This window comes from Stenotrophomonas sp. STEN018 (assembly GCF_056760235.1).
Genome location: NZ_JBRREK010000001.1, coordinates 71,445 through 84,552, shown reverse-complemented (window position 1 = coordinate 84,552; position 13,108 = coordinate 71,445). Strand labels below are relative to the sequence as shown.

11 protein-coding genes are annotated in these 13,108 nt (G+C 62.1%); 3 read left to right on the top strand and 8 right to left on the bottom strand.

Annotation, left to right across the window (positions count from 1 at the left end; translation table 11 throughout):
* Positions 1 to 26: 26 nt before the first annotated feature.
* The 4 genes from ACVOMB_RS00435 to ndk are packed head-to-tail and all read right to left on the bottom strand — an operon-like array spanning position 27 to position 3,294.
* Positions 27 to 863, bottom strand: a complete 837-nt coding sequence (locus tag ACVOMB_RS00435; RefSeq protein WP_481529422.1) for a helix-turn-helix domain-containing protein — start codon at positions 861 to 863, stop codon at positions 27 to 29.
* Positions 864 to 869: 6 nt separating this feature from the next.
* Positions 870 to 1,661: a type IV pilus biogenesis/stability protein PilW gene (pilW, locus tag ACVOMB_RS00430; RefSeq protein WP_481529421.1), complete on the bottom strand. Its 792-nt coding sequence runs from the start codon at positions 1,659 to 1,661 to the stop codon at positions 870 to 872.
* Positions 1,648 to 2,853, bottom strand: a complete 1,206-nt coding sequence (gene rlmN / locus ACVOMB_RS00425; protein WP_481513688.1) for a dual-specificity RNA methyltransferase RlmN — start codon at positions 2,851 to 2,853, stop codon at positions 1,648 to 1,650. The genes pilW and rlmN overlap by 14 nt, the downstream gene beginning before the upstream one ends.
* Before the next feature lie 15 nt (positions 2,854 to 2,868).
* Positions 2,869 to 3,294 (bottom strand): nucleoside-diphosphate kinase, encoded by a 426-nt coding sequence (gene ndk, locus ACVOMB_RS00420; RefSeq protein WP_057628193.1) that lies wholly within the window; start codon positions 3,292 to 3,294, stop codon positions 2,869 to 2,871.
* A 210-nt stretch (positions 3,295 to 3,504) separates the two neighbouring features.
* On the opposite strand from ndk, the gene ACVOMB_RS00415 reads away from it, so the two are divergent.
* The 3 genes from ACVOMB_RS00415 to ACVOMB_RS00405 all read left to right on the top strand — a co-directional run bounded on the left by ACVOMB_RS00415 (position 3,505) and on the right by ACVOMB_RS00405 (position 7,853).
* Positions 3,505 to 4,158 (top strand): TetR/AcrR family transcriptional regulator, encoded by a 654-nt coding sequence (locus ACVOMB_RS00415; protein ID WP_481529420.1) that lies wholly within the window; start codon positions 3,505 to 3,507, stop codon positions 4,156 to 4,158.
* A gap of 34 nt (positions 4,159 to 4,192) precedes the next feature.
* On the top strand, positions 4,193 to 6,565 hold the full coding sequence (locus tag ACVOMB_RS00410; protein WP_481529419.1) for a 3-hydroxyacyl-CoA dehydrogenase/enoyl-CoA hydratase family protein: 2,373 nt from the start codon (positions 4,193 to 4,195) through the stop codon (positions 6,563 to 6,565).
* Positions 6,566 to 6,644: 79 nt separating this feature from the next.
* Positions 6,645 to 7,853 (top strand): acetyl-CoA C-acyltransferase, encoded by a 1,209-nt coding sequence (locus ACVOMB_RS00405; protein ID WP_481529418.1) that lies wholly within the window; start codon positions 6,645 to 6,647, stop codon positions 7,851 to 7,853.
* A gap of 286 nt (positions 7,854 to 8,139) precedes the next feature.
* Here ACVOMB_RS00405 and galU read toward each other — a convergent pair whose 3' ends face one another.
* The 4 genes from galU to lapB are packed head-to-tail and all read right to left on the bottom strand — an operon-like array spanning position 8,140 to position 13,102.
* Positions 8,140 to 9,018 (bottom strand): UTP--glucose-1-phosphate uridylyltransferase GalU, encoded by an 879-nt coding sequence (gene galU / locus ACVOMB_RS00400; protein WP_481529417.1) that lies wholly within the window; start codon positions 9,016 to 9,018, stop codon positions 8,140 to 8,142.
* On the bottom strand, positions 9,018 to 10,934 hold the full coding sequence (locus ACVOMB_RS00395; protein ID WP_481529416.1) for a polysaccharide biosynthesis protein: 1,917 nt from the start codon (positions 10,932 to 10,934) through the stop codon (positions 9,018 to 9,020). The genes galU and ACVOMB_RS00395 overlap by 1 nt, the downstream gene beginning before the upstream one ends.
* Positions 10,935 to 10,948: 14 nt before the next feature.
* On the bottom strand, positions 10,949 to 11,923 hold the full coding sequence (locus ACVOMB_RS00390; RefSeq protein ID WP_481529415.1) for an MraY family glycosyltransferase: 975 nt from the start codon (positions 11,921 to 11,923) through the stop codon (positions 10,949 to 10,951).
* Positions 11,924 to 13,102, bottom strand: coding sequence for a lipopolysaccharide assembly protein LapB (lapB, locus tag ACVOMB_RS00385; protein WP_481529414.1), 1,179 nt, complete (start codon positions 13,100 to 13,102; stop codon positions 11,924 to 11,926).
* Between the last annotated feature and the right edge of the window lie 6 nt (positions 13,103 to 13,108).

Genomic DNA, 13,108 nt, shown 5'->3' with positions numbered 1-13,108 from the left:
CTTGTTGTTTTGTCAGACGCCTGGTTTCAGTGTGAAACCGGCGCCACGGAGCCTTCAGAGGATACCGTAAAGCGGGCCACATTGCCGCGCTTGTACGGAGCCAGGTCGACGTTACCCGCCGCCTGCTGAACCTCAACCTCGGCCGCATTGCCCAGCACCATGCGCCCCACCTGACCTGCTGAGAAGCTACGGCTTTCACCGGCGCGTATCAGGGCTTTTTCGACGGTCGTACCGTCTGGAGCGGTGATGTCCACCCAGCTGTCACCCTTGAAACTCAGGGTCAAAGCCGACGGAACAGCGGCCGGACGCGCCATCGGCGCCATCGATGCGATGTAAGGGCCGGCATCTGCGACTGGCGCTGCAGCCGCCGCCTGAACAGGCGCGCCCGACTGCCCGGCAACTGCCGGCGCCGGCGCTGGCACCACGTCCAACGAAGCCGTGCTGGGCGGGGCGCTATTGGAATTGCCACTGATCACATACCAGACCGGCACCGCCAGCACTGCGGTGATCACCACATAGACCGCGCGGCGCCCGATATTCTCAGCCGCCCGCCGCAGTCGCGGGGTATGGGTATGGCTGACCAGCTTGGGCGGCTCGACCGGCGCGATCCGCGCCTGTTCCAGCAAGCCCCCCAGATCCACCTTCAGCAAGCGCGCATAACTGCGCAGCTGACCACGCACAAATACCGCCGCACCCAGGCGCGACCATTGCTCCGCTTCCAGCGCGGCAACTACCTGTTGCGGCATGCGCAACTGAGCGGCGACCTGATCCAAGGACAACCCGGCGGCCTCGCGCGCCCTGCGCAGCTGCTCACCGCAACCCACTACACCATCTAAAGCATTTACACCCGGATCATTGATCACAATGCGTCAGCCTTGGGGATTCGAGGTTGCTGGCGAAGGAAACTCTTCGCGCAACCGCTGTTGGAACCGACCGGCAGCCATCCTGTCGCCGAGTCGCTCTTCAATCTGAATGGCAAGTTGTAACACGGAAACCGTGGCCGGCGCAGCCGCCAAACGCCGCTGGTAGAAGGCCCTGGCCTCAAAATAGCGGCCATGCAGCACTTCATTGCGGGTCATGGCCTCCAGCGCATAGGCATTATCCGGCGCCAACACCAGCGCCTGGCGAAGATTGTCTTCGGCCCGCTCGAGTTGACCGGCATCCAATGCACAGCCGCCGGCGTTGGCCAAGGCATCGGCACGCCCCTCGTAGTCCGGGTCGGCCAAGGCACGGTCAAACCAAACCAAGGCCTCTGCCGGATGACCGCTGCCACACAACCAGGCACCGTAATTGTTAAGCACGTCACCTTGCTGAGGCGCCAATTCGGCTGCCTTGCGGTACAGCGCACCGGCTGCTTCAGCCTGCCCTTTATGCCCCTCGATCACCGCCTGCATGGTGTAGGCGTCAGGCAATCCCGGCTCCAGCTTCTGTGCCGAGCGCGCAAACTGCAGCGCCTCGTCCAGCTGGCCGCGACCGAAGCGATCACCCGAAAGCCGCAGGAACTCCTGGTAACGCATCCGCTTGTGGGCGGTTTTGTCCTGCTTGATGCTGTAGTCCGGCGCCACTATCTGCGGGCGACCGATTTTGAGATTGTCCCGCCCGCACCCCGCAATAAGCGGGAGCAGGACCAACAGCAGCAGCCAGCGATCAGGCGACCGCATCCCCGCCTTCCTGTTCCTGCAGCAGGCGATTGAACTCGGCCTGGCGACGGGTACGGTCCATCACCTGGCCCTTGAGCTGGCCACAGGCGGCATCGATGTCATCGCCGCGGGTACGCCGCACCATGGTCAGCACCTGCGAATCCAGTAGGATTTTCTGGAAGGCGCGGATCTGCTCCTCGTCCGAGCGCTCGTAGCGGGTGCCTGGGAACGGGTTGAACGGAATCAGATTGACCTTGCCCGAATCCTTGGCCTGCACTGCGTTGTCGAACTGGCGCATCAATCGCGCCAACTGGCGGGCGTGCTCGGGCTGGTCGTTGATGCCCTTCATCAAGGTGTATTCGAAGGTCACCGAATCGCGCTTCTTGTTGCCGCGCAGGTAACGCGCGCAGGAAGCCATCAATTCGGCAATCGGGTATTTCTTGTTGAGCGGCACCAGCGTCTCGCGCAGCTCATCGTTGGGCGCATGCAGCGACACTGCCAGCGACACATCGCTCTCAACCGAGAGGCGATCGATCTGCGGCACCAGGCCCGAGGTGGACAAGGTCACGCGTTTGTTGGCCAGGCCATAACCAAGGTCATCGCGCATGATGCTCATCGCGCGGATGACGTTGTCAAAATTCATCAGCGGCTCGCCCATGCCCATCATCACCACGTTGGTGAGACGACGCATCTGGTGCGGCACATTGCCCAGGTGACGCGCAGCGATCCACACCTGACCGATGATCTCGGCGGTGCTCAGGTTGCGGTTGAAACCCTGGGTGGCGGTTGAACAGAAGGTGCAGTTCAAACCGCAGCCAACCTGCGAGGACACGCACAGCGTGCCGCGGGTCTTGTCGGGGATGTAGACGGTTTCGATGGCGTTCTTGCCATCCACGCCCATCGCCAGCAACCACTTGTGGGTGCCATCGACCGAGGGCTTGTCGAACACGATGTTCGGGACGACGACCTCGGCATGCTGCTGCAGCTTGGCGCGCAGCGACTTGCCGAGGTCGGTCATCTGATCGAAATCGGTGACGTAGCGATGGTGGATCCACTTCATCACCTGATGGGCACGGAATTTCTGCTCGCCGAGGATATCGACGAAGAAATGCTCCAGGCCCGCGCGATCAAGGTCGAGCAGGTTCTGCTTGCCAGCTTTGGCTGCCGTTTTCGGCAACGGCTGGATGGCGGGTGTCTGTACGACCTCGTTCACGACTTCAACCTCTAATTAACGCGAAACAACTTCGGTAGCAGCAAAGAAGTAAGCCACTTCGTTGGCTGCGTTCTCGACCGAATCCGAACCGTGGGCGGCGTTGGCATCGATCGAATCTGCGAAATCAGCGCGGATGGTGCCCGGCGCTGCGTCCTTCGGATTGGTGGCGCCCAGCAGGTCGCGGTGGGCCAGAACGGCGTTCTCGCCTTCCAGAGCCTGGATCATCACCGGGCCGGAGATCATGAACTCGACCAGCGCGTTGAAGAACGGACGCTCGCGGTGCACGGCGTAGAAGCCTTCGGCTTCACGGCGCGACAGCTGCTTGTACTTGGCAGCAACAACCTTCAGGCCGGCCTTTTCGAAGCGGGCGTAGATTTCGCCGATCACGTTCTTGGCAACGGCGTCGGGCTTGATGATGGAAAGAGTGCGCTCGAGCGCCATGGGAATTCTCCGGTATTTGGGCCGGTCGGCCCGAGGGTACATGAAAAAACCCGCGTGCGGACGCGGGCTTAGCCTGAATTGCGGTGGCCAATTCTACCGGGTGACCCCGGCATTTGCACAGCGGCAGATGAATGATGCTGCGGCGCAGCATGACCTGAACGACCAGCCGGGCGTAGCATCCAAACAATCGTTTGATTGATTGAACCAGCCATGGGCAAACCCGCCAGCTTCTCCACCAAGGACCGCATCCTCGGCGCGGCCGAGGAACTGTTCGCCCAGTACGGCTTTGCCGGCACTTCACTGCGCCAGGTAACCAGTCACGCCGATGTAAACATTGCTGCGGTCAACTACCACTTCGGGTCCAAGGACAACCTGGTCAATGAAGTGTTCCGCCGCCGCATGGACGAAATGACTGCCGCCCGCCTCGGCCAGCTGGAGCAGGCCCGCAGCGCCCACCCCGGCGATCTGCGCGCAGTTCTGGCCGCCTTCGTCGAACCGGCGCTGGCCCTGGCCCAGGACCGCCAGAGTGGCGGCGCCTTTGTCCGCGTCATCGCCCGCGCCTACGCCGAGAAGAACGACAACCTGCGCAAGTTCCTGTCCGACCACTACGGCCACGTGCTGCGCGAGTTCGGCAAGGCCATCGATGCCTGCATCCCTGGCCTGAGCAAGGAAGAGCTGTACTGGCGGCTGGATTTCCTGGCTGGCTCGCTGACCTACGCCATGGCCGACTTCGGGCTGATCAAGCGCCCGCACAACATCAGCGAGGCCGAGCACCGCAGCAAGGCCGCGCAGGAATTGATCCATTTCGCCGAAGCCGGGTTCCGCGCCAGCGTGCGTAATCCGACCTCCCCCGCCGTTCCCTGATCCAACCGTCATCGCAGACCAAAGGTTTATCGATATGTCCAATTCCCTGCTTGTCCGCCGCGCCGCCGTTCTTGGCGCAGGCGTCATGGGTGCGCAGATCGCCGCCCACCTGACCAATGCTGGCGTCGACACCGTACTGTTCGACCTCGCCGCCAAGGAAGGTCCTGCCGACGGCATCGTGCTCAAGGCCATTGCCAATCTCGGCAAGCTGAGTCCGGCCCCGCTGGCCAGCAAGGCGCTGGCTGAAGCCATCACCCCGGCCAACTATGACTCCGGCCTGGAGCAGCTGCGCGACTGCGACCTGATCATCGAAGCCATCGCCGAACGGATGGACTGGAAGCAGGACCTGTACAAGAAGATCGCCCCGTTCGTGAACGAGCACGCGGTACTGGCCTCCAACACTTCGGGCCTGGGCATCAACAAGCTGGCCGACGTGCTGCCGGAACAACTGCGCCACCGCTTCAGCGGCGTGCATTTCTTCAATCCGCCGCGCTACATGCACCTGGCCGAGCTGATCCCGGCCAAGACCACCGACAAGTCGGTGCTGGAAGGCCTGGAAACCTTCCTGACCACCAATCTTGGCAAGGGCGTGGTCTACGCCAAGGACACCCCGAACTTCATCGGCAACCGCATCGGTGTGTTCTCGATCCTGTCGACCATCCACCACACCCAGCAGTTCCGCCTGGGCTTTGACGAAGTGGACGGCCTGACCGGCCCGCTGGTCGGCCGCCCAAAGTCGGCGACCTACCGCACCTCCGACGTGGTCGGCCTGGACACCATGGCCCACGTCATCAAGACCATGGGCGACACCCTGCCTGATGACCCGTGGCACAAGTATTTCAACGCACCGGCATGGCTGGGCGCGCTGATCGGCAAGGGTGCATTGGGCCAGAAGACCGGCGCCGGCATCTTCCGCAAGGTCGGCAAGGACATCATGGTCGTCGATCTGGAAAAGCAGGACTACCGTCCTGCTGACCGCGTTGCCGCACCGGAAGTGGTCGAGATCCTGAAGATCAAGAACCCGGCCGAGAAGTTCGCCAAACTGCGCGAAAGCCAGCACCCGCACGCGCAGTTCCTGTGGGCGACCTTCCGCGACCTGTTCCATTACAGCGCTTACCACCTGGCCGACATCGCCGAAACCGCGCGCGACGTCGACCTCGCCATCCGCTGGGGCTACGGCTGGTCGCTGGGCCCGTTCGAGACCTGGCAGGCTGCCGGTTGGAAGCAGGTGGCACAGTGGATTGCCGACGACATCGCCGCTGGCAAGAGCATGAGCAATGCGCCGTTGCCGGCGTGGGTGCTGGACGGCCGTGACGGCGTGCACGCCGCCGAAGGCAGCTACAGCCCGTCGCAGAACGCACTGGTGCCGCGCTCGTCGTTGCCGGTATACCAGCGCCAGCGCTTCCCGGACGCACTGCTGGGCGAGAAGTTCGCGCAGGGCGAAACCGTGTTCGAGAACGACGGCATCCGCCTGTGGACCGACGGTGACGGCATCGGCGTCATCAGCTTCAAGACCAAGATGAACACCGTGTCCGACCAGGTGCTGGACGGCATCCAACACGCGATTGCCTTGTCCGAAAAGCAGTTCAAGGGCGTGGTGATCTGGCAGAACAAGGAGCCCTTCTCCGCCGGTGCCGATCTGTCTGGCGCATTGGGCGCACTGAAGGCTGGCAAGTTCGCCGAGTTCGAGGCGATGGTTGCCAACTTCCAGCGCACCAGCCAACGCATCAAGTACGCCACCGTTCCTGTTGTCACCGCGGTGCGCGGCCTGGCGCTGGGCGGCGGTTGTGAGTTCCAGATGCATGCAGCCAAGTCGGTTGCGGCACTGGAAAGCTATATCGGCCTGGTTGAAGCCGGCGTCGGCCTGCTGCCGGCCGGTGGTGGCCTGAAGGAAATCGCCGTGCGTGCCTCGCAGGCGGCCGGTCCGGACGGCGACGTGTTCGCCGAACTGAAGAAGACCTTCGAAACCGTTGCCATGGCCAAGGTCTCCAACTCGGCTGTCAACGCCAAGGAACTGGGCCTGATGCGCGGCACCGACAAGGTCGTGTTCAACAGCTTCGAGCTGCTGCACATCGCCAAGGCCGAAGTCACCGCACTGGCTGAAGGCGGCTACCGTCCGCCGATGCCTGCACGCCGCATCCGCGTGGCCGGCGACGTCGGCATCGCCACCTTCAAGATGATGCTGGTCAACATGCTGGAAGGCCGTTTCATCAGCCCGTACGACTACGAGATCGCCGAGCGCATCGCCACCGTGCTGTGCGGCGGCAAGGTCGACCGCAACACCGTGGTCGACGAAGAGTGGCTGCTGACCCTGGAGCGCAAGCACTTCGTCGAACTGGCCCAGCAGGAAAAAACCCAGGCCCGCATCGCGCACATGCTGACCACCGGCAAGCCGCTGCGGAACTGAGTGAGCGTGCTTCGGGGTGGCGCTGCCAGCGCCGCCCTCGCCCGCCCTCACGCTCACACCTATTGAAGAGATCACTGCAATGACCAAGCAAATCCAGGACGCCTACATCGTCGCCGCCACCCGCACCCCGGTTGGCAAGGCGCCCAAGGGCATGTTCCGCAACACCCGTCCGGACGACATGCTCGCCCATGTGCTCCGCTCCGTGGTCGCGCAGGCCCCGGGCGTGGACGTCAACCGCATCGACGACGCCATCATCGGCTGCGCTATGCCTGAAGCCGAGCAAGGCATGAACGTGGCACGCATCGGCGTGCTGCTGGCCGGCCTGCCCAACACCATCGCCGCGCAGACGGTGAACCGCTTCTGCTCGTCCGGCCTGCAGGCCGTGGCAATGGCCGCTGACCAGATCCGCCTGGGCAACAGCGACCTGATGCTGGCCGGCGGCACCGAGTCGATGTCGATGGTGCCAATGATGGGCAACAAGATCGCGATGGCACCGAGCGTGTTCGACAACGACCACGTCGCCATTGCCTACGGCATGGGCATCACCGCCGAGAAGGTCGCCGAGGAGTGGAAGGTCTCGCGCGAAGAACAGGACGCGTTCGCCTTGGCCTCGCACCAGAAGGCAATCGCTGCGATCCAGAACGGCGATTTCAAGGACGAGATCAGCCCCTACGACATCGTCTCGCACCTGCCTGACCTTGCCGATGGCAAGCGCATCATCACCCGCAACAAGCTCGCCGATACCGACGAAGGCCCGCGCCTGGATTCGTCCGCAGAAGGCCTGGCCAAGTTGCGCCCGGTGTTCCGCAACGGCCAGTTCGGCGGCTCGGTCACCGCCGGCAACTCTTCGCAGATGAGCGATGGCGCCGGTGCAGTGCTGCTGGCCTCGGAGCAGGCTATCAAGGATTACGGCCTGACCCCGCTGGCCCGCTTCGTCAGCTTCTCGGTCGCCGGCGTGCGCCCGGAAGTGATGGGCATCGGCCCGATCGCGGCAATCCCGAAGGCGCTGAAGCAAGCCGGCCTGAGCCAGGACCAGCTGGACTGGATCGAGCTCAACGAAGCCTTCGCCGCGCAGTCGCTGGCAGTGATCCGCGATTGCGGCCTGGACCCGTCCAAGGTGAACCCGCTGGGCGGTGCCATCGCTCTCGGCCACCCGCTGGGCGCCACCGGCGCAATCCGTACCGCAACCCTGCTGCACGGTCTGCGCCGTCGCCAGCAGAAGTACGGTATGGTCACCATGTGCATCGGTACCGGCATGGGCGCTGCAGGTATCTTCGAATCGCTGTAAGCGGTTCGTCACAACCTTGATTGAAGAAGGCGGCCGCAAGGCCGCCTTCTTTGTTGCTCAATTCCAACAGCCACGACTGGAGCATGTAGTGCCGAGCCATGCTCGGCAGGGGCATTCCCGATAACGCCCCAGCGCAGCAAGGCGGCGCTCTACAAAAACCGGCTCACCCGGAGCAGCAGATAGCTCTCGCACAGGTAATCCAGAAACAGAAAGGCAGCCTTCCGGCTGCCCTTCAAATCCACATCGCCGACAAATTAACGTCAACTTCCAGAATGCTTCCCGCCGCCTACTCGGCCAGCATCTTCTGCATCATCTCGCGCGCCGGTCCGGCCAGCTTCTCGTTCTCCAACGCGAAGCGCACGGTCGCCTCAACCAGACCAAGGTGGGTACCGCAGTCAAAACGCGTACCTTCGAAACGATACGCATCCACCTGCTCGCTCTTGAGCAACTGCGCGATCGCATCGGTCAGCTGGATTTCGCCACCTGCACCTGTGCCTGTAGCTTCCAGCAATTCGAAGATCTTCGGACTGAGAACGTAGCGCCCTACCACCGCCAGATCGCTGGGCGCGTCCTCCGGCTTGGGCTTCTCGACGATCTGGGTGATATGCCCTTTGCGACCATCGAACTTGTCGGTCGCAACGATGCCATAGCTGCCGGTCTTGTCATGCGGTACGTCTTCCACTGCGATGACGCTGCCACCACTGATTTCGCTCAGGTCAGCCATCTGCTTGAGCGCGCCTTCGCCGCGATTCCAGATCAGGTCGTCCGGCAGCAGCACCGCAAACGGCTCGTCGCCGACAATCGCCCTGGCACAAAGCACGGCGTGACCAAGCCCAAGCGCCTCGGTCTGGGTCACGAATACAGCACGCACGCCCTTGGGCAGCACATGGCGGATCAGCTCCAACTGTTCCAGCTTGCCCGCGCGCTCGAGCTTCTGCTCCAGCTCGTAGGCCTTGTCGAAGTAGTCGGCCACTGCATGCTTGTAGCGGTTGGTGATGAAGATCAGGGTGTCGCAGCCCGCCTCGATCGCCTCATCCACCGCGTACTGGATCAGCGGACGATCAATGATCGGCAGCATTTCCTTCGGCACGGTCTTGGTCGCAGGCAGGAAGCGTGTTCCAAGGCCAGCGACGGGAAATACTGCCTTTTTGATTCGACCTTGCATCAGTGACTTCTTCCAGCTTCTTTGGAGGTGGGGAACGGTACGATGTTAGCTGTACCCGTCTGCGCCGCCACATCCTTGGCAGGCATGAATTCAGGAATGGTCGCCCCCAAGATGTTGCGCATCGTCTCTACGTCGTAGGCGGCAACGGCTTTCCTGAGTGCTGCCACATTATTCAATACCAGATCGGGAGAGAACTCGCGAACGCCAGCGGCCATCACCTTCGGGTGCGCGGTTGGCTGGCAATTCTCATCAGCGTAGAACAGGCTTTCGTGCAACTTTTCACCCGGACGCAGGCCGGTGTAGATAATCGGAATATCGATCCCCGGCTGCTTGCCTGCAAGCCGGATCATCTGCTCGGCAAGGTGGCGGATGAACACCGGCTCGCCCATGTCCAACATGTAGATCGCACCTCGCGAGGACGAAGCTGCAGCCTGCAGAATCAATAGGCAGGCTTCAGGAATCGTCATGAAATAACGACTCACGTCAGGATGGGTGACGGTGATCGGGCCACCTTTTCGGATCTGCTCACGAAACATCGGCACGACGCTACCCACCGATCCCAGCACATTGCCGAACCTTACGGTTACAAAGCGCGTATTGGCGCTGCGCCGGTTCAGGCTTTGACAGATCATCTCGGCATAGCGCTTGGTCGCGCCCAGGGCATTGGCCGGGTCAACCGCCTTGTCGGTGGAGATGAAAACGAAGTTCTCAACACCCGATTCGATACAGGCAGTAGCGACGCACTCCGTCGACAACGTGTTGTTGCGCACGGCTTCGCGCAACTGCGCCTCCAGCAACGGGACCTGCTTGTAGGCCGCCGCATGAAATACGGTGTCCGGCTTGTAGCTGCGCAGCGCGTGACGAATCACCGCCGGATCACCACAATCGCCCAACACCCCATGAACCTCAAGATCTGGAAAGCTCCGGCGCAACTCAGATTGAATGTTGATCATCAGCAATTCGCTGATCTCCAGCACCACAATGCGTGATATGCCATGCCGCGCGCACTGCCGGCACAGTTCCGAGCCAATCGAGCCACCACCACCAGTAACCAACACGGTACGCCCACGCAACCAACTGCGTAGCAACTCCCAGTCCGGCAGGATCGGCTTACGGCCAAGCAGGTCTTCGATCGCCACTTCCTTGAGTTGGCCGGGTAGCGAGCTGCCCTCCAGGATGTCGGTCAGGCGCGGTACCGTGCGAAATGGCAGGCCGGTGCTTTCACACAAACCGACCACACGCTGCATTCCTGCCGCATCCAGCGTGGGAATGGCAATGACCAGCAACTTGGCGCTCGTCTCTCTGGCAACAACCGCAACCTCGTCCAAGGTCCCGAGAATCGCGGCACCATGCAACCAGGCACCCTGCAGATGCGGTGAGTCATCCAGCAAACCCACCGGTTCATAGTCTCCAGAACGGCGCAGATCCTTGATCAGCGATTCGGCGGCTTGGCCCGCCCCAAGCACCAGCACGCGCCGCGCCCGGGCGTCCGAGTGCTGGGCCTGATAATCCTTCCAGGCACGGTAAAGCAACCGTGGACCACCCAACAGCGCGGACAGCGCAAACGGGTAGACCACAAGTACGGAAATAGGAATGCCTTCGAGTCGGCGATAGGAGAAAACCACAACTATCGCAAGCAGCCCAATGAAACTGGCCTTGAAGATATTGATCAGATCGGCAACCGAAGCGAATCGCCACAGCCCCCGGTACAACCCAACCTTCCAGAATGCCAGTGCCTGAATTGCGACGACAATCGCAACATCAAGCGAGAACCAAGGATGAACCGGGCCGGCATCCAATAGCGCAAAGCGCGCCATCAGCAGCAACTGCCAGCACAACCACACCATGACCAGGTCGTGCAGCATCACCGCGTAGCGGGGACCACCGCCTACAAAGCGCGCGAACCAAGACGCCATAGAAAATTCTGTCCTTAATTAAGTGCCCTAGCACGCAGGAACATCCAGGCCACTGCCGTAGCAGCCAGCCAGGTAACGCCCCCTGCCCACCCCCAACCTAGGGGAAGCCTTGAAAATTGCGCTGCAAGTGTAAGCCCCACAAGGCCGAAGAGCGAATAGCCCAGCGTAACAACCGCGTGACTGTATTCACGTTTCACGAAGCGCTGATAAAGGTGCTGGGTATGCGGCTGCATCCAAGGCTCACCCTTGAGTATTCGTGATAGCAGCGTGAAACCCGAATCAGCCAGAAACGCGGCGGGCAGCATCAGCCACAGTACCGGTACGGTATCGGTAACACTCAGCCCGAGCGCCAGCAGGCCCGCCACCAGATACCCGAGCGCGCCGCTGCCGACGTCGCCCATGAAGATCCGAGCCTGGGGGAAGTTGAACGGCAAAAACCCCGCGCAGCCAGCCGCCAGCACCCAGCCCGCCAACGCATAATGAGCTGGCAGCAACCACGCGGCACCTACTCCAACCAGAATGGCCTGGGTGCTGGCAAGTCCATTGATGCCATCCATGAAATTCCAGATGTTCACCAGCGACACGGCCAACCCAAAACAGAACACAGCCTTTATCAGGCTACCACTGCCCGACCACACCAAGGCCGCGAGCATCAGCCCGGCCAAAAGATGAACACATAGACGCGGCAACGCGGGCAGCGAGCGGTGATCGTCCCACCAGCCAATCCCCGCCACCAGCAACAGGCCCAGCCCGAACACGAGCAGTACAACTGCATAGTCCGGTATCAGCACAGCGCCCAGCACGCAGGCCAGCAATTGCGAGACCACGATGCCAATGCCGCCTCCGCGCGGCGTCGACACACAGTGACTGCGCCGCTCGCCCGGCTGATCGATCAACTGCTGCCAGCGCGCATAGCGGATCGCCAGCCAGGTCACCACCGCCGCGGTGGCCAGCACCAGCAGCACCACCCAGTAATACGGCTCCAGCACTCAGAGCACCGCGAAATTCAATAGCGGCTTGACCGTACCCCACTCCTTGCAGCTCGGGCACTGCCAGTGGTGCGTGCGTGCGCCAAAGCCGCAACGCGTGCAGCGATAAGCCGGGTTGCGAACCAGCAACTGATCGGTGATGTGCTTCAGGTCCTGCAAAGTCGCAACCGGATCGGCACCTTCAGCCAAGGTCAAGTCGATCAAGGCGGACTCGCCGCGTACCGATGGCCTATCCTTGAGCTGTCGCCCCAGATAGGCACGCGCAGGCGCCGGCCCCTCCTGTTCTTCCATCAAACGGGTCAGCGCCAGTACCGGCGCGATGCCGCGGTAGTGCTCGGTCATTTCAGCCAGGAACGCGCGCGCACCGGCGAGATCACCGACATTGCGGTAGTTCTTCAGCAGCTGCGGCAGGATCTCGGGCAGGTAGTCCGGGTCGTTGCGTGCCGCTCGCTCAAACGCACGCACCGCCGCTTCGTCATTGCCGAAATCGCTTTCCAGGCGGCCTTCAATAATGCCCGCACGCACGCTCATCGCATCGGCGGCATTGGCTCGATTGATCGCTGCACGCGCATCGTCCAATCGCCCTGCTGCGCGGTAACGTTCGGCCAATTCGCACTCGAACTGACCAATCAACTTGCCCATCGGCTCGTCGGTGACCGCCTCGTAGCGGGTCGCGTTCTCGATGGCTTTTTCCCAATCGCGCTCGGCCTGATAGATCCCGATCAGGTGTTTCAAGGCCTGCGGCGCTCGCTGGTCGAGCTGCGCCAACTCGGTGAATACCGTTTCGGCGCGATCCAGCAGCCCGGACTTCATGTAATCCTCGCCCAGCGCAAGCAATGCCTGCACGCGCTGCGCGTCACTCAGATCGTTGCGATTGACCAGGCCTTGATGCAGGCGGATAGCCCGATCCACTTCGCCACGACGGCGGAACAGATGCCCCAGCGCAACCTGTGTCTCGAAAGTTTCCTTGTCCAGTTCTGCAATGTGCAGGAACAACTCGATGGCCTTGTCCGGCTGCTCGTTGAGCAGATAGTTCAAACCACGGAAATAGGTGCTGGAAAGACGAGTGACCTGATTCTCGCTGTGACGCTGACCACTGCGACGACCAATCACCCAGCCGGCGATCGCGGCAACCGGCAGGCACAGGAAAAACCAGAACCACTCACTGATGAAGGCCATCGTTGC